Below are 21,035 nucleotides of genomic sequence, written 5' to 3'. Positions count from 1 at the left end.
GCGTCCAGACCTCACGTTCTGCGGTGTACGGGACACACGTGGTCAACGAGACGGGGCTCGGATGAGACTTGAGCAGTGCTTATTGTCCCCTTTTGGGATAGTGCGGCGGGCTCGGACCTCGTGTAGCGTGCGATTTCGGCTACCGCATTCGGGGACCGGAAACGGGTCGCCGATCGGCGGCTCCGTCAGGCGAACGCGCCTGGCGGGGGTCGGCTCAGGCCCAGCACGACAGAAGTGAGGAAGTGCACCGTGGCGCAGGGCACCGTGAAGTGGTTCAACAGCGAGAAGGGCTACGGTTTCATCGCGGTCGACGGAGGGCAGGACGTCTTCGTCCACTTCTCCGCGATCGAGATGGACGGCTACAAGGCGCTCGATGACGGACAGCGCGTCGAGTTCGAGATCGCCCAAGGGCAGAAGGGCCCGCAGGCGGAAAGGGTCCGACTCATTGCCTAGCCGCCGGTAGTCGGCCCCCAGCCGCCGGACCGGACACATCTACCACCCAAGGCGTCGGTTCTCGTCGAACCGGCGCCTTTCATCGTCTTTGGTCCCGGCGCGTCGTCCTCCTCGACCTCGGCGGGCCGTCGTCCTTGGCCCCGGCGGGCAGCCGACGACCGAGGTCTCGGCCGCCGCCGGCCGTACGCCCGATTTGTCCCGGGTGGGCAAGCTCCTGTTCGCTTGCACTCGACAGGGGAGAGTGCTAAACAAGGATTGGCACTCGCCAACCGGGAGTGCCAATGGTCGGGGCGGTGGGGCCACCGCCGTCGTCTCCTCCCCGAGGAGACTGCGGAGATGGCCGGTCGTCGCGGGCTATCCGGCCCGGCCGGCGGACGTCACTGTCGCCAGGTAGTGACGTCCGAAGGTGCGTAAGCAGGCGGTATAGCGGAGCCGACCGGCTCCGGTGCCGCGAGCGTCCAGGAGGACAACGCCGTATGGCCAAGATGATCGCGTTCGACGAAGAGGCGCGCCGCGGCCTTGAGCGGGGCATGAACACCCTCGCCGACGCCGTCAAGGTGACGCTCGGCCCCAAGGGCCGCAACGTCGTGCTCGAAAAGAAGTGGGGTGCCCCCACCATCACCAACGATGGTGTGAGCATCGCCAAGGAGATCGAGCTCGAGGACCCGTACGAGAAGATCGGCGCTGAGCTGGTCAAGGAGGTCGCCAAGAAGACCGACGACGTGGCCGGTGACGGCACGACGACGGCGACCGTCCTGGCCCAGGCGCTGGTCCGCGAGGGCCTGCGCAACGTCGCGGCCGGCGCGAACCCGATGGCCCTGAAGCGGGGCATCGAGGCCGCCGTGTCGAGCGTCGCGGAGGAACTCAGCAAGCTCGCCAAGGACGTGGAGACCAAGGAGCAGATCGCGTCCACCGCGTCGATCTCCGCCGGTGACTCCAACGTCGGCGAGATCATCGCCGATGCGATGGACAAGGTCGGCAAGGAAGGCGTCATCACCGTCGAGGAGAGCAACACCTTCGGCCTGGAGCTCGAGCTCACCGAGGGCATGCGCTTCGACAAGGGCTACATCTCGCCTTACTTCTGGACCGACCCGGAGCGGATGGAGGCCGTCCTCGACGACCCCTACATCCTGATCGTCAACAGCAAGATCTCGTCGGTCAAGGACCTGCTCCCGATCCTGGAAAAGATCATGCAGTCGGGCAAGCCGCTGCTGATCATCGCCGAGGACGTCGAGGGCGAGGCGCTGGCCACCCTGATCGTCAACAAGGTGCGCGGCACCTTCAAGTCGGTTGCCGTCAAGGCCCCCGGCTTCGGTGACCGCCGCAAGGCGATGCTGACCGACATCTCGATCCTCACCGGCGGCCAGGTCGTCAGCGAGGAACTCGGCCTGAAGCTCGACGCGGTGACCATCGACATGCTGGGCCGGGCCCGCAAGGTCCAGGTCACCAAGGACGAGACCACGGTCGTCGACGGTGCCGGTGACGCCGAGCAGATCCAGGGCCGGGTCAACCAGATCCGGGCCGAGATCGAGAAGAGCGACTCCGACTACGACCGCGAGAAGCTGCAGGAGCGGCTGGCCAAGCTGGCCGGTGGCGTCGCGGTGATCAAGGTCGGCGCGGCCACCGAGGTCGAGCTCAAGGAGCGCAAGCACCGCATCGAGGACGCGGTCCGCAACGCGAAGGCCGCCGTCGAAGAGGGCATCGTCCCCGGTGGTGGCGTCGCCCTGGTGCAGGCCGGCAAGACCGCCTTCGACAAGCTCGACCTGGTCGGCGACGAGGCCACCGGTGCCCAGATCGTCAAGATCGCGCTGGACGCCCCGCTGCGGCAGATCGCCGTCAACGCCGGCCTCGAAGGTGGCGTCGTCGTGGAGAAGGTCCGCAACCTGGACCCGGGCCACGGCCTCAACGCCGCCAACGGCGAGTACGTCGACCTGCTCAAGGCCGGCATCATCGACCCGGCCAAGGTGACCCGGTCGGCGCTGCAGAACGCGTCGTCGATCGCGGCGCTGTTCCTGACCACCGAGGCCGTGGTGGCGGACAAGCCGGAGAAGAACCCGGCCCCGGCCGGCGCGCCCGGCGGCGGCGAGATGGACTTCTGAGTCCAGCTCGATCGTTCGCGACGCGCGACACACGCGACGCGTAACACAAGCACGGACCGCAGGGGCGGTCACCGGCTCGCCGGTGACCGCCCCTGCGGCGTGTCGAAAGGCCGGTCAGAGCTGCTTGCGGTACAGGAAGAAGACCCGCTCGATGCGGGCACCCGCCGCCGAGGCGTAGAACGGCACCGGGCCCACCCAACCGATCTCGACCCGCTGATGGCCGGCCTCCGCCAGGTCCCGCAGGCAGCGCCGCAACAGGATCGCGCCGATGCCGAGCCCCTGCGCGGTCGGGGCCGTACCCATCGGACCGAACCAGCTCGGCCGCGACGACCCGTACGCGGCGAAGCCCAGCACCTCACTCGGATCGTCGGTACGGACCGCCAGATGGCAGCCGGCGCCGGGCCGGCCCACCGACTGCGCCACCTCGCCCGCCCACGCGTCGCCGAACGTCGCCTGGGTGAACGCGACCAGCGCCGCGACGTCGTCGCAGTCGGCTCGCCGTACGGTGATCCCGGCTTGGGCGAGGCGGCGCTGCGCGTCGTCGGTGTCCCGCAACGCCGGGGACCCCGCCGACGCCAGGTCGGCCGTCATGTTCCACGCGGTCCGGTCCTGCTGGTAGCCGAGCGCGATCGCCAGGCAGACCGCCGGCGTGTAGCGCACGTCCACCCCCGGCCAGGCGTAGTACGGCGGATTACCGGCCAACAGCACCTCACCGGCGCCCCGGGCCGCCAGCACGCTTTCCGCCCGGCCGAGCAACGCCCGCCCCAGACCCTGCCGACGCCAACCGGGATCCACCGCGATCAGGTCCACGTGACCGACCGACGGGTCCCGGTGCGCCACCGAGCCCAGCACCACTCCCCGTACCGCCTGGTCGACCACCGCGACCAGACCGATCGTCTGCCGTGGTCCCACCCCCGACGGATGATCGGGGACGACCGGCCCGTGCAGTCTGGTGACTATCTGCTCACCCTCGGCTGCGTCCTCCGACAGGTCGAGCGCGGCGCGGCAGAGCGCCACGACGGCCGGCCGGTGCCGCTCGGACAGTTCCTCGATCGAGAACTCCTGCTCCACGACCGCCGACCCTAACCGGCGGCCCGCGCCGCCCGCACCGCGGCGTACGCGTCGACCAGGCCGGCACCGGTCAGGTTCGCCGGATCCCCGCAGGTGTCGACCCCGCCCGGCGTCGCCGCACCGGCGGTGTCGCGCAGGATCTCGGTGGTCTGATCCACGTCGCCGATCAACGCCGGGTTCGCCGACCACATCAACGCCACCACGCCGGCCACGTGCGGGGCCGCCATCGACGTCCCGTCCAGGGCCGCGTAGCCGCCACCCGGCATCGCCGACAACACCCCGGCACCCGGCGCCACCAGATCCGGCTTGGGCTCGCCGTCCGGTGCCGGCCCTCGGCTGGAGAAATCGGTGACCTCGCGGTCACTGTCGACCGCGCCGACGGTCAACACGTCGGCGTACGGGGCCGGTGGATCGTCGATCGAGTCACAGAACGGCCCGGTGTTGCCGGCGGCGGCGACCATCATCAGCCCGGCGGCGGCCAGCGCCTCGGCCGCCGGGCGCAGCGAGTCGAGGTCGCAGCCTTCGAGTTCGGGGCAGCCCCACGAGTTGGTCAGCACGTGCGGGGCCCGCTCCGGTCGTCCGTCGGTGAGCGGGTCACCGCCGGGCGGGAACGGGGCCAGCATGAACTGCAGGCAGTCCAGGTAGCGTGCCGGGTTGCCGAGGTTGCGGTCCAGGTTGACGCAACCCACCCAGGACGCCCCCGGGGCGACCCCGACATCGGTGTCCCCCACCGCCGAACCGAGGGTGTGGGTGCCGTGCCCGTTGTTGTCGGTCGGGGTACGGGTGTCGTTCCACGGGTCGAACCAGGAGTCGTCACCGCCCCGGAACCCGTCGGACAGCGCGGGATGGCTACCGTCCACACCGGAGTCGGAGGAGCCGACGACGATCCCGTCGCCGTCGACGTCGAGCTGCGACCAGACCCGGTCGGCGCCGAGCATCGTGATGTTCCACTGTGGCGAATCCGGGGCGGGCTCGTCGCCGGTGGATCCGGAGATCGTGGCCGGTAGTGGTCGCAGCTGCTGACTGATCAGTACCCGGTCGACGTCGGCGCGCCGGGACAACCACGCCCGGACCGCCAGCCCGGCGTCCACCTCGATCGCGTTGACCAGGTAGTACGGCGTGTAGGACAGCCCCCACCGGTCGAGGTCGCGACGCAGGTCGGCCTGGCTGGTATCGGCGGTGTCGACCAACCGCTGGTAGACCTCACGGACCCGGGTGTCGCGGGCCGCCGGACCGGTGTCGCGGGTCACGTCCGACAGGTCGGCCTGCTCGCTCATCACCACGAACAGCCGCTCGCCGTACCAGCCGGGCTGGCCGGCGGTGAGGTAGACGGCGGCGCCGGCCACCGCGACGACCGCGACCGTGGCCGCCGCGACCCACCGGCGTGGCCAGCCGGCCCGGGCCCGGCCGAGTCCGAACCCGAAGCCGAGACCCAGCACGAGGGCGAGCCCGAGGCCGGTGGCAGCCCCGGCCGCCGCCCAGAACGGCAGGTCACGGCCCAACGCCAGGATCAGGGAGACCTCCTCACCGTCGAGGAAGGCCAGCGGCCCGACGACGGTCAGCCCCGCCAGTACGGCGACCGGCGCACCGCCGGCCTGGTCGGTGGCGGTGGTGCCGCCACTGGTCCGGCCGGCGGCCCAGACGATCGCGGCGAGGGCGTACCCGATCGGCGGCAGCACCGCGAGCGTGACCAGTTGGACACCGGCCTGACCGGTGCCGGCGGCGAGCAACGCCAACCCGACCCCGGCGACCGTCCCGCCGAGCAGCACCGTACGGGTCGCCGAGGGGCCGCTGGCCGGGCCGTCGCCCGAGGTGCCGATCGCCGTCCAGTAGCCGGGCGGCAGCAGCTCGGCGGCGTACCAGCCGAGCGCGGCCGCCGCCGCGACGGCCAGGACCGTCTCCACCGTCCCGCCCAGCGCGCCGAACCACAGCCAGGGCAGCAGCATGACCAGCCCGGCCGCGCCGGCGAGCAACAGCGCGGTCAGCCGGTCCCGGCCGACCCTCCTGGTGCCCGGTGAGGCGGCGGTGCCTTCTCCGGCGGCGGGGTCCGATCCGGTCCGCCGCCGCAGCGCCCGCAGGGCGAGCGCGCCACCGGCGGCCAGTACGGCGAGCGCCAGCAGGTACAGCTCATGCCGGGCACCCGGGACGGCACGCAGCAGACCGAACCCGCCCAGGGCGACCGCACCGACCAACCAGGCCCGGCCGGTCGCCCGGACCGACGCCGAGCGGGGCACCAGCGCCAGCAGCATGGCCGCCAGTCCGACCAGCAGCGCGTTGCCCAGTCCGACCAGCGGCCAAACCAGCGCCGGCGTGGGTAGCCCGCTGGCCAGTAGTACCTGGTCGGTCAACCAGCCGCCGGCCTGCGCGAACGCGGTGACGGCGAGCGCGAAGATCCCGATCACCACGGCGGCCACGGCCGGCCACGGACCGGACCGCGTGGGCGCTGGCGGCGGGGGATAGGCATAGCCCGGATACAGCTGACCGGGGTACGGGGTGCCGGGATACGGGGTGCCGGGATACGGCTGGCCGGGCTGCCCAGGAGAGCCAGGGTCCTGCGTCATGCCGCCACGATAGGCGGCCGGTTACCGTGGAGAGGTGCGTGACCCTGCCGTCTCCCGGTACGCCGCCGGCCAGCTCTCCGTGGCCCGCCGCGCAGCCGACCTTCGCCGCTTGCGTAGCGAGCGGTTCGACGTACTGGTGATCGGCGGTGGTGCCACCGGCACCGGTGCCGCCTTGGACGCCGCCTCCCGTGGCCTCAAGGTCGCCCTGATCGAGGCCCGCGACGTCGCCGCCGGCACCTCCAGCCGGTCCAGCAAGCTGATCCACGGCGGGCTGCGCTACCTGGAGCAGCTGGAGCTCGGCCTGGTCCACGAGGCGTTGACCGAACGCGGTCTGCTGGCCACCCGGATCGCCCCGCACCTGGTGCGGCCGGTGCCGATCCTGGTTCCGCTGCCCAAGAACGGCGCGTCCGGCCTGCGGTCGCTGCCCGGCCGGGCCTGGCGGCGGGCCTACTACGGGGCCGGTGTCGCCGCCTACGACGCGTTCGCCGGGGTGTTCGGCGGCGGTCGCGGCATGCCGTTGCACCGGCACCTGTCCCACGAGGGCACCCGCCGGATCTTCCCCAGTCTGCGCCCGGACGTGGTCTCCGGCGCGATCCGCTACTACGACGGGCAGGTCGACGACGCCCGGCTGGTGATCACCCTGGCCCGCACCGCCGCCAGTCTCGGCGCGGCCGTGGTGACCAGCGCCCGGGTGGTCGGGCTGCTACGCCAGGCGCGCGAGGTCACCGGGGTGCGGGTGCGCGACATGGAGGCCCGCGAGGGCGATCCGGACGCCGAGTTCGAGGTACGGGCCCGTACCGTGATCGCCGCCACCGGGGTGTGGAGCGACGACGTGTCGCGGATGCTCGGCGACGTCGGGGTCCGGCCCGGTCTGCGGGTACGGGCGTCGAAGGGCGTGCACCTGGTGGTGCCCCGTTCGGCGATCACCGGCGAGGCGGGGCTGATCCTGCGGACCGCCACCTCGGTGCTGTTCGTGCTGCCGTGGGGCGGGCACTGGATCATCGGCACCACCGACACCGACTGGCGGCTCGACCGGTCCCACCCGGCCGCGTCGGAACGCGACATCGGCTACCTGCTCGACCAGGTCAACACCGTGCTGGACCGGCCGTTGACGCCACGTGACATCGAAGGCGTGTACGCCGGGCTGCGGCCGCTGCTGGCCGGTGAGGCGGATTCGACGTCCCGGCTGTCCCGTGAGCACGCCGTCGTCGAGCCGATGCTGGGGCTGCTGCTGGTGGCCGGCGGCAAGTACACGACGTACCGGGTGATGGCGGCCGACGTGGTGGACCGGGCGGCGGCCCGGCTCGGCGTGACCCGGCCGTCACGTACCGCCGACCTGCCGCTGCTCGGCGCCGACGGGTACGCGGCGATGTGGCGGGACCGGGCCGACGTGGCCCGCCGGCACGGCGTACCGGCGGGGGTGCTGGAGCACCTGCTGGAGCGCTACGGCACCCTCGCGGTCGAGGTGCTGTCGATGATCGACAAGGATCCGTTGCTGGCCAGCGCGGTGCCGGGCGCTCCGGAATACCTGGCGGCCGAGATCGCGTACGCGGCGCGGGCCGAAGGGGCGCTGCACCTCGACGACGTGCTCACCCGCCGTACCCGGATCTCGATCGAGACCCCGCACCGGGGCAACGACTCCGCCGAGCAGACCGCCGAGATCATGGGTACGGTGCTCGGCTGGGACGACGCGGTCCGGGCCCGCGAGGTGGAGCACTACCAGGCGCGGGTGGCGGCCGAGTTGCAGTCGCAGCGGATGCCGGACGACGCGACCGCCGACGCCGCCCGGTTGGGCGCGGCCGACGTGCGGGGCTTCGCCGCCGACCGTGGCGTGGACTGGCCGACGGACACCGGCATCGAGGTGCACTGACTCACGGCGTGAGTCGAAACCGTCTGCCCGGGAGTCAGAACAGTTTGCCCGGGTTGAACAGTCCGGTCGGATCCAGGGCCTGCCGGATCGCCCGATGCACGCGCAGGCCCACCGGGCCGACCTCTTCGGCCAGCCAGTCCCGTTTGAGCAGGCCGACGCCGTGTTCGCCGGTGCAGGTGCCGCCGAGGGACAGCCCGAGCCGCAGGATCGCGTCGAACGCGGCCCGGCCCCGCTCGACGCTGTCCGGGTCGGCCCGGTCGACCACGATGTTGGGGTGCAGGTTGCCGTCGCCGGCGTGTCCGACCACGCCGATCGGTACCGCGTGTTCGGCGGCGACCGCATCGATCCCGTCCAGCATGACCGCCAGCGCGGACCGAGGCACCGCCACGTCGTCGATGATCAGCCCGCCGCTGCCACCGGGGCAGGATTCGGCGGCGAACCGTTCCATCGCCGGGTGCGCCAGCCGGCGGGCCTGCAGCAGCGCGGCGGCCTCGACCGCGTCGGTGGCGGCGTACACCTCGTCGGCACCGGCCGCCGTGCAGACCTGCGCGATCCGGTCCAGGTCGGCTGCGGCGGCGTCGCCGGTGTCGACCGAGGCGAGCAGCAGCGCGGCGGCGTCGGTCCGCAACCCCATCGGCCGGTACGCCTCGATCGCCCGCAGATGGGTCCGGTCCAGCAGTTCCAGCAGGCTGGGGCTGAGCCCACCGGAGGCGATCCCGGCCACGGCGGTGCCGGCGGCGGCGGTGGAGTCGAAGACCGCGACCAGGGTCAGCGCGGGGTCGGCGGCCGGCCGCAACGCCACGGTCACCTCGGTGATGACGCCGAGGGTGCCTTCGGAGCCGACGAACAGCCGGGTCAGGTCGTAGCCGGCGACCCCTTTGGCGGTACGGCGACCGGTCCGCAGCACCTCGCCACTGGCCAGCACCACTTCGAGGCCGATGACGTACTCGCCGGTCACGCCGTACTTGACGCAGCACATGCCGCCCGCGTTGGTGGCCACGTTGCCGCCGATGGTGGACGACTCCCACGAACCGGGGTCCGGCGGGTAACGCAGCCCGTGCCGGGCCACCTCACCGGCGAGGGTGGCGTTGACCACTCCCGGTTGGACCACGGCGGTCCGGTTCACCGGGTCGACGTCGACGATCCGGTCCATCGCGACGGTGGAGACCACCACCGCGCCGTCGATCGCGTTCGCCGCGCCGGCCAGCCCGGTCCGCGCCCCCTGCGGCACCACCGGTACGCCGTACCGGGCGGCGATTGTGACGGTGGCGACGACCTCGGCGGTCGTGCGGGGCCGGACCACGACGGCCGGGGTGCCTGCGGCGCACAGGTCGGCCTCGTCGCGTTGGTGACCGCGCAGCAGGTCCGGGTCGGTCAACACGGCGGCGTCGGGCAGCTCGGCACGGAGCGCGTCGATGAGGTCGGACATGGGTCGCAGGCTAGCCAGTACGCCGGCCGGTCGACCAGTTCACGGCAGCCCGCAGCGAATCACACCAAGTAGCAGGAACAGCCACGTATGCGGTCATCTGCCTCGTAGGCTGCTGACATGGCCGCTGCCGGGAAGCCGTCGGGCACGGCGGCGGGTCCACGCCTCGCCGGGGTCCTGACCGTGGTGCGCAGCCGCGCCTCCGTCGAGTTCCACGACCGGTCCCAACGGGTCCGCGCCAACCTGGTGCTCGCCCTGCAGGCCGGCCTGGCCGCCGCGCTGGCCTGGTTCATCTCCTACCGGGTGATCGGCCACGAGCTGCCGATCTTCGCTCCGATCTCGGCGGTCGTCATCCTCAGCGCGTCCATCGGCCAGCGGCTGAAACGTACCGCCGAACTGGTCGTCGGCGTCGCGATCGGGATCGCGGTCGGCGACGCCATCGTCATCGCGATCGGTACCGGCACCTGGCAGTTGGCGTTGATCGTGCCGCTCGCGGTGATCGCCGCCGTCTTCCTCGGCGGCGGATCGGCCCTGGTCACCCAGGCGGCGTCGTCCGGGGTCCTGGTCGCCACCCTGCTGCCGACGACGCAGAGCTTCTACCCGGACCGGTTCATCGACGCCCTGGTCGGCGGGCTGGTCGGGCTGGTGGTGCTGGTCCTGCTGCTGCCGTTGAACCCGCTGACGGTGGTTCGCCGGGCCGCCGACCCGGCCCTCGACGTCCTCGCCGACATGCTGATCCGCAGCGGCAGAGCGCTGATCCAGGGAAACCGCCGCAAGGCCGAGTCGGCGGCCCGTCGACTCCTGGAAGCGGAGAAGGAACTGTCCGCGTTCCGCGACGCCGTGCAGGCCGGACACGAGACCGCCGTGCTGGCCCCGGCCCGGTGGCGGGCCCGGGGCCCGCTGGCCCAGTACGCCGAGAGCGCCGAGTACGTGACGCGGGGGCTGCGCAACTCGCGGGTGCTGACCCGCCGGGTGGCGTCGGTGTTGGCCGAGAACGAACCGGTGCCACCGGCCCTGCCGGAGGCGATCTGCCGGCTCGGTGAAGCGGTGCGCGTGCTGCGCCAGGAGTTGGACGCCGGGACCGAGCCGCTGCACACCCGACGTCGGGCGCTGGAGGCGGCCCACGGCGCGGGTACGGCGTACGAAGCCGGGGTGGGGTTCAACGGCAGTGTGGTGGTGGCCCAGATCCGGGCCGCCGCGAGCGACCTGGTCCGGGCCAGCGGGGCCGACGCCGACGAGGTGGATCGCCTGGTGAGCGACGCGTTCGGCAAGCGGGACGCCGGCTGAGCCGACCCTCGGATGCCGGTCGGGGGCGGGAGCAGCGCCCCGCGCCGGGGCGCCGCTGGCTACGCTGACGGGATGGTCGACTCTGCTTCCGGCGGCGGGCACCCCGAACCGCACCCCACGCCTGACGCGCCGGTCAGTGCGCCGCCGCCGGTCAGCTCGTCTCCGCCGGCCGGGCCGCCCGTACCGGTCAGCTCGTCTCCGCCGGCCGGGCCGCCCGTACCGGTCAGCTCGCCGCCGCCAGGTGATCAGCCCGCGCCGGTCAGTGCGCCGCCGCCGGCCGGGCCGCCCGCGTCGGTCGGTGCGCCGGAGCGACCCCGGCAGAGCGTCTGGAAGCGGTGGCTGGTCCTGCTCGGCATCATCGTCTTCATCGCCGGCTGCGGCGTCGCCATCCTCAGCTATCTCGGCATGCAGATCGGCATCGCGGCACTGAGTGTCGGCATGGTCGCCGCGGTGCTGCCCGTACCGGTGCTCGTGGCCTGTTTCCTGTGGCTGGACCGCTACGAACCCGAACCGATCCGCTACCTGGTGTTCTGCTTCGCCTGGGGAGCGTTCGTCGCCACGTCGGTGTCGCTGGTGGTCAACAACTTCTCGGCGATCCTGCTCGACTGGTGGGGCTATCCGGAGTCGTTGGTGGCGGTGCTGGTCGCCCCGTTCATCGAGGAGCTGACCAAGACCCTGGGCCCGATCCTGCTGCTGTTGACCCGGCGGCGGGAATGGTCCGGGATCACCGACGGCATCGTCTACTGCGGTCTGTCGGCGATCGGGTTCGCGATGGTGGAAAACATCCTCTACCTCGGCGGCTACGGCTACGCGGCCGGTGCCGAGCAGTACGGGCCGGCTACCGGGGCGCAGAACGTCTTCGCCATCTTCATCGTGCGGATCCTGTTCACCGGGTTCGCGCACCCGCTGTTCACGTCGTTCGCCGGGGTGGGGCTCGGGGTGGCTGCCCGGAGCGCCGACCGCCGGATCCGGCTGGCCGCGCCGCTCGCCGGCCTGCTGCTGGCGATGATGCTGCACGGTGCCTGGAACCTGATGCCGACGCTGGTCGAAGCGACCGGACAGACCCTGATCATGCTGTACGGCTACCTGGGCCTGATGGTGCCGATCTTCTTCGGCATGGTCGGGCTGGCGATCTGGCTGCGCAGCTGGGAGGGGCGGCTCACCGAGCGGGTGCTGCCCGACTACGTGCACGCCGGCTGGTTCACCCCGCCGGAGGTGGCGGCGTTGGGCTCTCTGGGTCGCCGGCATTCGGCCCGCCGCTGGGCCCGCCGGGTGGCCGGTGAGCCGGGTGCGCGGGCGATGCGTGACTTCCAGGCCGCCGCGACCAAGCTGGCGTTGCTGCGCGACGGGTTCGTGCGTGGTCTGGAGCGCAAACCGAAGGACTTGGCCCGGCACGCCAAGGAGGAGCATCGGCTGCTCGCCGCGCTCGCCGGCTACCGTCAGGTCTTCGTGGGCCGGGACCCGCAGGCTCCGCAGGCGGTGTGGGACGGCGAGTCCTATCAGATGACCTTCCCGGATGGCAGCCAGCGGGCGGTCGCCGCCCCTGACGAGCCGGTCGTACCGATCCCGGTGGTGCTCACCGCACCCCCGCCGCCGCCACCCCCACCCGCGTTCGCGCCGTACGGCTACGGCCCGACTCCCGGCTACGGCCCGACTCCCGGCTACGGCCCCCCGCCTCCCGGCTACGGCCCGCCACCGGGATACGGGCCCCCGCCCGGATACGGTGTTCCTCCTGGTTACGGCCCTCCGCCCGGCTACGGCGCTCCACCGAACTACGGACCCCCGCCGGGCTACGGCGCTCCGCCGCCCGGTTACAGCTCGCCGCCGTCGGACTACCGTCCGCCGTCGGACTATGAGGTCCGGCCCGGCCACTACGGCCCACCGCCCAAATAGCAGTACGAATCCGCCGTCCGCCCCGGGAACCCAATGGTGTTTCGCGGCTGATCCCCCTGCGGGATCATGATCCCGCAGGGGGATCACGCCCGATCGCAGTATCGGTCGGCCGGGCGGTCAGTGGGTCAGGCCGAGGGCCGTCGCCAGTCGGGCGACGCCCGCCGATCCCGGTCCGCTGCGGGCAACCTCGGCCACGACCGTACGGCTGGCAGGTCGGCAGCGGACCTCGGCCGGTGCGACCCGGTCGGCCTCGACCAGCGTGCCGCCGGCCGCCACCAGGTCGCCGAGGTCGAGGTACGCGCGGGTGACGTCGATCAGGTACGCCGCCCGATGCTCGGCGGGCAGCCGGAGCCAGCCGTCGCACCGGACGATCGCCGGGTGCCGTCCGGCGGCGTCGGCGGCGTCGCCCAACTCGACGGCCGTGCTCACGCGGGCACATTCGACGGCGGCGGGGCCGAAGCTCGCCGTACCGGGATCGGGGTCGTCGCCGGCCTGTCCGGCGAGGTCGGCGGCCTGCCTGATCAGCTCGGCCACGGCGGCGGTGTCGCCGCAGCTGGCGGCGGCGTACGCGGCTTGGAGCAGCAGCGTCCCGTACACCGGTTGTCGGTGCGGCGGCGGGTGCCGGCCGGCGGCGGTTGCGACTTGGTGCGCGGTGGCGACCTGGTGCGCGGCGGTGATCGCCGCCGTCATCGCCAGCCGGTGCTGGCCGAGGCCGCGTAGCGCTTGGGCGAGCGGCACCGCCGCCGAGGCCGCCAGCAGCCGGTCGGTGCCGGCGGTGGCGAGTGCCCGGTCGGCGGCCAGCCAGGCCAGGTCCGGTTCGCCGACTTTGACCAGCGTGTGGGCGGTGACCTGGTACGCCTGCGTCAGCGGCCGGATGCCGTGTCCGGGTCGCGCGGCGGGCAGCCGTCGTGCGGCGTCGAGCAGGTCGGGCAGGGTCCGCAGCAGCCGGGGATGGTCGCCGTGGCGGTACGTCGACCAGGCATGCTCCACCCGCCGGGATACGTCCTCGGGGTCAGATGGTGGCCGGGGCGGGTCGGCGGCGAAGACGTCGTAGCGGGCCAGTGCCGCCCGGACCGCGTCGACACCGCTGGCCGGCGCGGTGTGCGATGGCGGCGGCGTCCGGTCGCCGCCGAGCAGTTCGGTCGGGTCCACTCGCAGCACGTCGGCGACCTGCTGGATCAGCGAGAACTTGTCGAGCGTTCGGACGCCGCGTTCGACCTTGTCCACCCAGCTTTTCGACCGGCCGATCCGGTCGGCGAACACCTGCTGGGTCATCCGTCGCCGTACCCGCCACTGGGCCACCCGGCGTCCGATCGCCACGGTCACGGCCGGTCGACTCCGATCCAGGTCCAGGAGACGAAGCGCTCGTGTAACTCGGCCGGGTCGCTGATGCCGGCTTCCTCAGCGGCCACCGGCAGCAGCTCACCGACGTCGACCGACAGCGCCACCGGCTCGTCCACGTACGCCTCGGCCAGCTGGACCCGGCCTGGTGGGCACGGCCACGGCGTACCGTCCGGACACACCGCGCACCACCAGGACGGCCGTACCGGCTCGTGCACCGGCTTCCCACCACTGGCATCAATCTTCTTCACGGCAGGTAGTGCCGGCCGGCGTTACCGCCCCGCCGCTGCGCCCGATCCGTACGGGTCGCCGGCCGCCGATCCGCAGGCAGTGCGCTCACCTCGGCGTACCGCCGCCGACCCGGCACCGGATACACCACATCCACCGGTACGTCCGCACGCTGAAACCACTTCCCGAGCACGCCACGGCCCCCCTCAACGGTGAGAGTTGGAAGGCGGCGACCCCGAGGTGGCTCTCCACGTCAACCCCGAGGCCGCCGCCGCAGGCGGGCCCGACGCGGGAAGGCGATCACGGGTACGCGTCGGGCCCAGCTGGGCGGACGGCGGGCCGGGCGGTGTTCCGCAGTGTGTGATGGTGCGGGACCCGGCTCGGCCGTCCTACGTAGAAGGATGCCGAGTTGATCACTGAGAGTGAATGCAAGGGTGGTGCCCGTTGTGCGGCAGACCCCGAAACCGGTACTCCCGGTGCTGGTTGTGCAGGTCAGGCCGCCTGGCCGTCCATCAACGCGGCGAGCTTCGCCAGCTCCTGGCCCATCGCCCGACGTCGACTGGTAGTGATCATGCGGACGGTCTCGCGGGCGTACCGCTGGTGCCGCAACCACACTGGAGCGTCGGCGGCCAGCTCGCCGAGCACCGCCGTCGCCTCCGACCAGTCCCGCAGCTCGGCGTGCGCGCGAGCAACGTCGAGCCGGTGCCGCCGCCAGGTCGTCTTCTCGACACCGCTACGACTGACGTTGGCGGCCAGGTCGAGCACTCGGCGCGGCTCGCCACCGACCCCGGCCGCCTCGGCCCGCATCATGTCGACCATGCTCGACCGCATCCCGCCGACGATCGTCAATTGATCAGGACTGACCGGCCGGGTGCCCAGCCGGGCTGCCGCAGCCGCCGCCGCGTCGAGCTGGGCGACCGCCTCGTCCGGCCGATTGTCCCGGGCCGTAGCAGCAGCTGCGGCTACCATCAGCCAGCCCCATGCCGCCAGCTCGTCCGGAGTAGCGCGGGAAAACCGAGGCTCGATCCGGTCGGCGGTGGTGACCGCTAGCCGTTCCGCATCGGTCAGCCGGCCTTGGCGCAGCAACAGCCACGACATGCGTTTGACCGTCACCGCGCTCAGCAGTTCGTCCCCGGCGGAAGCCGCAGCGTCCAAGGCGGAATTCACCGCCTGGTATGCGAGGTCGACCGCCCGCACCTGGATCAGCACGCTGCAGGTCAGGTCGTAGGTGCGGGCCAGGGTCCGGTACGCGGATGGCCTGTTGGCATCGTCAGCGTTCTCGGCGGCGTGCCGGGCTCCGGCGATCAGCTGTGGCAGCACGGCCAACGCGGCGGCGTAGTCGCCTCGGTGGTAGGCACGGTCCGCCTCGGCGAGCCGACCCGGTACGCCCGCCGCTGGCAGCGCCGGCACCTCGTCAGCGATGTAGCCGGCCGGTCCACGGGCAGGGATCAACACCCGACGCAGGTCGAGTAACGCCAACGGACGATGGCCGGGCTCCCGGCGGGCCGCCCCGGTGCTCGCATCGCCGAGCAGAGTCGTCGTCGGTACGCCCAACGCCCGTGCGATCGCATGCAGCGTCGCGATCCGAGGCGTCGTACGCTGATTCGTCTCCAGCTTGCGGATCGTCTCCGTACTCACTCCGGCCGCAGCCGCGAGTTGCTCCTGAGTGATCGACTGCCGGCGCCTGACCTGCGCGATGTTGTCGCCGATGGTGGCCATCGGGTAGCCCTTCCCCGTCAACGGTCTGGATAGCGGCACACCAGCCCACGAGCCCGGCACACCACCACACCAGACGGTACTCCGCCTACCTGCCGCCATCCAGAATCGCCGATAGCCGTCAAGCCTGATCAACGTCGTCCTTGTTGAATCATGGTCAGCTCGCGATGTCAGATCATGGTCATTTCTGGCCGTCGAATCGGTGCCGGCCATATCCTGCTGGCCGTTGTAGAGGGTTTCGGCTTGCTGGCGACCGATGGCGGTGTCGACACGATCACCCACACGGGCAGGGACGGTGCCGGGTTGACAGATGATCCAGCCTCAGCGGCGTCGGTTGGTCGTCTCGGGGAACCGGAAACGCCGGCACGTGGCAGGTCGACGGCAACCGTCAGCCAGTTGGTGGAGGTGCACCGACTCGCGGTGGCCGGCCGAGAGGCGGCGATCGCCCGTGACGTCGAGCACCGGGTAGCGAAGGTGTGGCTACCCGCGTCCCGGTTCGCGGACGTCGCGGCGCTGGCGACCTCGACCTTGACGCTTGGCGAGGACGCGGGTGCCTTCTACGACCTCGGCTGGGCCCAGTCGTCTACCGGACAGCTGCGGCCGGCGCTAGCCAGCTACGAGCAGGCGCTGCGTCTGTACCGTGAGGCCGGCAACCGCTGGAATGAAGCGGCCACGCTCAGCAGTATCGGTCGTGTGTATGCAGGGTTGGGGGATCGGCGGCGGGCGCTGGCGTTTTACGAGGAGGCGATGCCTATTCGGCGGGAGGTGGGTGATCGTGCTGGTGAGGCGGCCACGTTGAACAATATCGGTCGTGTGTATGACGGGTTGGGGGATCGGCGGCGGGCGTTGGTGTTTTACGAGGAGGCGATGCCTATTCGGCGGGAGGTGGGTGATCGTGCTGGTGAGGCGGTCACCTTGAATAATATCGGTGGTGTGTATGCGGGGTTGGGGGATCGGCGGCGGGCGTTGGCGTTTTTTGAGGAGGCGTTGCCGATTTTGCGGGAGGTGGGTGCTCGGGCTGGTGAGGCGGCCACGTTGAACAATATCGGGCTGGTGTATGACGGGTTGGGGGATCGGCGGCGGGCGTTGGTGTTTTACGAGGAGGCGTTGCCGATTTTGCGGGAGGTGGGTGATCGGGCTGGTGAGGCGGTGACGTTGAACAACGTCGCCGGAGTTCGATATTCGCAGGGCGATCTGGTCGGGGCGAAGGAGACGTTCGATGACGTTCTTGAGATTCTTCGCCTCATTGGCGATCGCGGATCAGAGGCGATAGTTAGATTCAATATGGCCGTCCTGCTTCAGCAGATGGATCAGGTTGACGAAGCGATAGAAACTCAGTGCCGAGCGATCGCCTTGGCCGAGCAGACAGAGCATCCGGCCCTAGAGGAAATGCGGGCGTTTCTCGCACAGCTTGAGCAGATGACGGAAGGATAGGCGATGGGCACTGCCATGCTTGAGGTTTCGGGACCGGACGCCGCGCAGTGGGCTGCCGGGTTGCACGGTGCTCTTGGCGCGAGCGCCCAGCCTGGCGAGGTGGTGTCGCCGGTCGAGGTGCAGCGATCCGCTGAGGTGGTGATCGCTGTCATCGGGCTGGTGTTCGCCGGTGTCGGCACGGCCAAGACGATCTGGGACTGGTGCCAAGCCCGCCGCCCTGACGGCGTCACTGTCAGGGTCGTGCTCAACGACGGCACCCGGGTCGAAGTCTCAAACGTCAGCCAGGGGGAGCTGGAGATTGCCTTCCAGCAGGTCGAATCAAAGCAGCGCTGAGGGCGGAGACCACAATGGCCGAACTGCACGCGTACGAGCTGGAGATCTTCGAGCAGACCTCCGACTACTCTGAGCTGCGCCTGTCGACCGGTGGCGGCCGACCGAAGACCCGTGGCGTGGATCAGGCGGCCGTCGAGGGCCTGATCGGTGCGGTGGAACGCGACTACAGCCTGAACGCTGTGGCGCAGAACGTGTTCGGCGCACCGCAGTTGCGCGAACTCGGCGCGAAACTGGCCACCTTCCTCGACGGCGACGAACGATGGTTGACCCCGGTCCTGGGCAACCCTCCCGGCACCACACTGCGGATCACCACGGCGGGACGGCTGCGGCACCTGCCGTGGGAGCTGCTCGCCGCAGACGACTCGTACCTGTCCGTCTCCGGTCACGCGCCGCTGCTTCCGGTACGGGCTGTCGGCACCAACACGGCACTCAAGGAGGCCGTGCCGGCGAACCGCCCCCTGCGGGTGCTGTTCATGGCCACCTCCCCGGAAGGTGTCGAGCCGGTGCTCAACTTCGAGGCGGAGGAGGCGTCGATCCTGGCCGCCACGACCCGCACCGGCACCGAACTGGTCGTCGAGGAGAGCGGCACCTTGGAAGGTCTTCGCTTCCTCACCCGGGACTACGGTGCCGGCTACTTCGACGTCCTGCACCTGAGCGGCCACGCCACCATCAACTCCGACGGTCAACCCGTCTTCCTGGTGGAGAACGAGTTCGGTGGGCTCGCCTACGCCACCGCCGACCAGATCGCCCAGGCCATGGCGGGGCACTGGCCCCGCCTGGTGTTCGTCTCCGGCTGCCTCACCGGCAACGCCCCGGACGCTGGCGCGTTTCCGCCGATGAGCGAAAGCCTGGTCCGGGCCGGGGCTCCGACCGTGCTGGGGTGGGCGCTGCCCGTCGGCGACGTCTCCGCGACCGAGTTCGCCGCCGAACTCTACCGGTCACTGGCCGACGGGCAGCCCATCGACCGGGCCGTCGTCGAGGCCCGACAGCACTTGTACGCGAACAAGCGCGGCAACTGGCACCTGTTGCGCGTCTACGCCAACCGATCCCCACTCGCCCCTATGGTCACCCCCCTGAACACCAAGGGACGGGCCCGGATCCAGCTCCGCCACGCCGACCAGGAGTTCCTCGACCCGAGGACCCAACTGTCCCGGGTCGCCGCCCGCTCCGCCTTCGTCGGGCGACGGCGGATCATCCAGCGCTGTCTACGTACCCTCAAGCAGCCGCTCGGTAGCGACGGCGCGGCACAGGCCCTGGTCCTGTCGGGAATGGGCGGCCTTGGCAAGAGCAGCCTCGCCGCCCGGCTGCTGGAACGCATGCCCACCCACCGGCGCGTCGTCTGGTACGGCCGCGTCGACCTGGCCAAGTTCCGGGAACTCACCGACAGGAACATCTTCGACACGCTGGAGCAGCAAATCGAGGCGACCAAGCTGCTCGACAACGACCAGGCATCCCTGCTCGCTCGCCTGCGCCGCATGCTGCACGTCGACGGGCCGCTCGGGCAGACGCCCTGCCTGTTCGTGTTCGACGACTTCGAGGACGGCAACCTCGACAAACGCGACGGCGCTTACGTGCTTTCTGCCGAGATGGCCGAGATCCTCCCGGCCCTGCTCACCGCCATCCGCGACACCGGCAGCCCCAGCCGGGTGATCATCACCAGCCGCTACCGATTCCCCGCCCCTGCCGCGACCACCGTTGCCTTCGAGTCACTCGAAACCCTTACCAGGAACGAGCAGGACAAGAAGCTGGCGAACCTGCCGAACCTGCGCCCCGGCTCCCGCATCGACCCCGAGATCCGCCAGCGCGCCATCGACGCCTCAGCTGGCAATCCGCGACTGCTCGACTGGCTGGACCTGATCGTCGCGGACACCAGCCTCGATGTCGACGGACTTATCGGCTCGATCGAGCAGGAAGCCGACCGGTTCCGTCGGGAAACCATCCTCGCGCAGAACCTCCTGCACTCACAGGACCCCGAGCTGCAACGGATGCTCGCCAAGGTCAACGTCATCGAGCTGCCCGTCCCCGCCGAGACAGTCCTCGCCGTCCACGACCACCCCAACGCCGCCCGCCACATCGACCGTGCAGTTCAACTGGGCCTGATCGAAGCAGGCATCGACCCGGAGACCCGCGAACCCCGCTATTACGTCTCCAACGTCCTGCGACCGCTCGTCCGCCCCTTACTCACCGACGACGAGTACACCCAGGCTTGCGCCGCCGCTGCACGATCTCTCTACGAACTCTGGGTCACCGGCCCCGCCGAGTCCGAGCCCGCGTCATGACGACGCTGGCTCAGTGGGTGGAGGTCCACCGGCTCGCGGTGGCCGGCCGGGAGGCAACGATCGCCCGCGATGTCGGGCACCGGGTGGCGAGGGTGTGGCTGCGTACGTCCCGCTTCGCCGATGTGACGGCCTTGGCGACTGTGACCTTGACGCTAGGCGAGGATGCGGGCGCCTTCTATGACTTGGGCTGGGCCCAAAGGGCTACCGGGCAGCCTCGGCAGGCACTGGCCAGTTACGAGCAGGCGCTGCGTCTGTACCGGGAGGCCGGCAGCCGTGGCAACGAAGCCGCCACGCTCAGCAATATCGGCCTGGTGTATTCCGGGTTGGGGGATCGGCGGCGGGCGTTGGGGTTTTATGAGGAGGCGTTGCCGATTGTGCGGGAGGTGGGTGATCGGGCTGGTGAGGCGGTCACGTTGAATAATATCGGTGGTGTGTATGACGGGTTGGGGGATCGGCGGCGGGCGTTGGGGTTTTATGAGGAGGCGTTGCCCATTCGGCGGGAGGTGATGATCGGGCTGGTGAGGCGACCACGTTGAACAATATCGGGCACGTGTATGACGGGTTGGGGGATCGGCGGCGGGCGTTGGGGTTTTGTGAGGAGGCGTTGCCAATTGCGCGGGAGGTGGGTGATCGGGCTGGTGAGGCGGTCACGTTGAATAATATGGGGCACGTGTATGACGGGTTGGGGGATCGGCGGCGGGCGTTGGTGTTTTATGAGGAGGCGTTGCCGATTTCGCGGGAGGTGGGTGATCGGGTTGGTGAGGCGGTCACCCGGTACAACATCGCGATGGTCCACCGGGCGGAGGGGAATCTCGACGAGGCGATCGGCGAACTGGAACTCGTCGTCGAGCTCGACCGCCAAGTCGACCACCCGGACCTCGCCTCTGACACCGCCATGTTGGAACAGGTACGCCAGGAACGAGCCGCAGCGCAGGAAGCGACCTGACCAGCGGGAAGCGGGCCGATCCGTGATCGGATGCGGGTGATCTGACACGGCGTCGGAGTGTCGAGTTGATGGGGCGCAGTGGATCAAGGCGACGCCAA

At 70.8% G+C, this 21,035-nt stretch carries 17 protein-coding genes; 10 read left to right on the top strand and 7 right to left on the bottom strand.

Features of this window, described 5'->3' with window-relative positions; genetic code table 11:
- The first annotated feature begins 249 nt into the window (after positions 1–249).
- On the top strand, positions 250–453 hold the full coding sequence (locus O7632_RS29920) for a cold-shock protein (protein ID WP_132264918.1): 204 nt from the start codon (positions 250–252) through the stop codon (positions 451–453).
- Between the two features lie 476 nt (positions 454–929).
- Positions 930–2,552 carry a chaperonin GroEL gene (groL, locus tag O7632_RS29915; RefSeq protein ID WP_278119159.1) on the top strand — a complete coding sequence of 541 codons (1,623 nt, stop codon included), beginning with the start codon at positions 930–932 and terminating at the stop codon, positions 2,550–2,552.
- A gap of 114 nt (positions 2,553–2,666) precedes the next feature.
- Here groL and O7632_RS29910 read toward each other — a convergent pair whose 3' ends face one another.
- Together O7632_RS29910 and O7632_RS29905 are read right to left on the bottom strand one after the other, a co-directional pair.
- Positions 2,667–3,623 carry a GNAT family N-acetyltransferase gene (locus O7632_RS29910; RefSeq protein WP_278119158.1) on the bottom strand — a complete coding sequence of 319 codons (957 nt, stop codon included), beginning with the start codon at positions 3,621–3,623 and terminating at the stop codon, positions 2,667–2,669.
- An 11-nt stretch (positions 3,624–3,634) separates the two neighbouring features.
- Entirely contained in the window at positions 3,635–6,184 is a 2,550-nt protein-coding gene (locus tag O7632_RS29905) for a S8 family serine peptidase (protein ID WP_278119156.1), read from the bottom strand.
- Between the two features lie 34 nt (positions 6,185–6,218).
- Here O7632_RS29905 and O7632_RS29900 point away from each other — a divergent pair, with 34 nt between their 5' ends.
- Positions 6,219–8,054 (top strand): glycerol-3-phosphate dehydrogenase/oxidase, encoded by a 1,836-nt coding sequence (locus O7632_RS29900; RefSeq protein ID WP_278119155.1) that lies wholly within the window; start codon positions 6,219–6,221, stop codon positions 8,052–8,054.
- Between the two features lie 34 nt (positions 8,055–8,088).
- On the opposite strand, the gene O7632_RS29895 is transcribed toward O7632_RS29900, so the two are convergent.
- On the bottom strand, positions 8,089–9,483 hold the full coding sequence (locus O7632_RS29895; protein ID WP_278119153.1) for an FAD-linked oxidase C-terminal domain-containing protein: 1,395 nt from the start codon (positions 9,481–9,483) through the stop codon (positions 8,089–8,091).
- A 117-nt stretch (positions 9,484–9,600) separates the two neighbouring features.
- Here O7632_RS29895 and O7632_RS29890 point away from each other — a divergent pair, with 117 nt between their 5' ends.
- Together O7632_RS29890 and O7632_RS29885 are read left to right on the top strand one after the other, a co-directional pair.
- The gene (locus O7632_RS29890; protein WP_278119151.1) at positions 9,601–10,767 is read left to right on the top strand and encodes an FUSC family protein; all 1,167 of its coding nucleotides are present in this window, start codon (positions 9,601–9,603) and stop codon (positions 10,765–10,767) included.
- Between the two features lie 72 nt (positions 10,768–10,839).
- Positions 10,840–12,660, top strand: a complete 1,821-nt coding sequence (locus O7632_RS29885) for a PrsW family intramembrane metalloprotease (RefSeq protein ID WP_278119150.1) — start codon at positions 10,840–10,842, stop codon at positions 12,658–12,660.
- Between the two features lie 117 nt (positions 12,661–12,777).
- On the opposite strand, the gene O7632_RS29880 is transcribed toward O7632_RS29885, so the two are convergent.
- The 4 genes from O7632_RS29880 to O7632_RS29865 form a co-directional block, all read right to left on the bottom strand.
- Positions 12,778–13,986 (bottom strand): helix-turn-helix domain-containing protein, encoded by a 1,209-nt coding sequence (locus tag O7632_RS29880; protein WP_278119149.1) that lies wholly within the window; start codon positions 13,984–13,986, stop codon positions 12,778–12,780.
- Positions 13,983–14,252, bottom strand: a complete 270-nt coding sequence (locus O7632_RS29875; protein WP_278119148.1) for a flavin reductase — start codon at positions 14,250–14,252, stop codon at positions 13,983–13,985. The genes O7632_RS29880 and O7632_RS29875 overlap by 4 nt, the downstream gene beginning before the upstream one ends.
- Complete coding sequence (locus tag O7632_RS29870) at positions 14,249–14,386, bottom strand: hypothetical protein (RefSeq protein WP_278119147.1); 138 nt, start codon at positions 14,384–14,386, stop codon at positions 14,249–14,251. Before O7632_RS29870 ends, O7632_RS29875 begins: the two co-directional genes overlap by 4 nt.
- 335 nt (positions 14,387–14,721) lie before the next feature.
- Positions 14,722–15,948, bottom strand: a complete 1,227-nt coding sequence (locus tag O7632_RS29865) for a helix-turn-helix domain-containing protein (protein ID WP_278119146.1) — start codon at positions 15,946–15,948, stop codon at positions 14,722–14,724.
- 174 nt (positions 15,949–16,122) lie between these two features.
- Here O7632_RS29865 and O7632_RS29860 point away from each other — a divergent pair, with 174 nt between their 5' ends.
- From O7632_RS29860 to O7632_RS29840, 5 genes are read left to right on the top strand one after another with little or no spacing between them, the layout of a single operon-like run.
- On the top strand, positions 16,123–17,379 hold the full coding sequence (locus O7632_RS29860) for a tetratricopeptide repeat protein (RefSeq protein WP_278119145.1): 1,257 nt from the start codon (positions 16,123–16,125) through the stop codon (positions 17,377–17,379).
- Positions 17,380–17,382: 3 nt separating this feature from the next.
- The gene (locus O7632_RS29855; RefSeq protein ID WP_278119144.1) at positions 17,383–17,712 is read left to right on the top strand and encodes a hypothetical protein; all 330 of its coding nucleotides are present in this window, start codon (positions 17,383–17,385) and stop codon (positions 17,710–17,712) included.
- A 14-nt stretch (positions 17,713–17,726) separates the two neighbouring features.
- Positions 17,727–19,991 (top strand): CHAT domain-containing protein, encoded by a 2,265-nt coding sequence (locus O7632_RS29850; protein WP_278119143.1) that lies wholly within the window; start codon positions 17,727–17,729, stop codon positions 19,989–19,991.
- Positions 19,988–20,527 carry a tetratricopeptide repeat protein gene (locus tag O7632_RS29845; RefSeq protein ID WP_278119142.1) on the top strand — a complete coding sequence of 180 codons (540 nt, stop codon included), beginning with the start codon at positions 19,988–19,990 and terminating at the stop codon, positions 20,525–20,527. Before O7632_RS29850 ends, O7632_RS29845 begins: the two co-directional genes overlap by 4 nt.
- A 14-nt stretch (positions 20,528–20,541) precedes the next feature.
- Positions 20,542–20,937 carry a tetratricopeptide repeat protein gene (locus tag O7632_RS29840; protein ID WP_278119141.1) on the top strand — a complete coding sequence of 132 codons (396 nt, stop codon included), beginning with the start codon at positions 20,542–20,544 and terminating at the stop codon, positions 20,935–20,937.
- Positions 20,938–21,035: the final 98 nt, after the last annotated feature.

The sequence above is a fragment of the Solwaraspora sp. WMMD406 genome (assembly GCF_029626025.1).
GTDB lineage: Bacteria > Actinomycetota > Actinomycetes > Mycobacteriales > Micromonosporaceae > Micromonospora_E.
The sequence above is the reverse complement of the archived record's forward strand: the minus strand, read 5'-3'. Positions and strand labels throughout refer to the sequence as shown.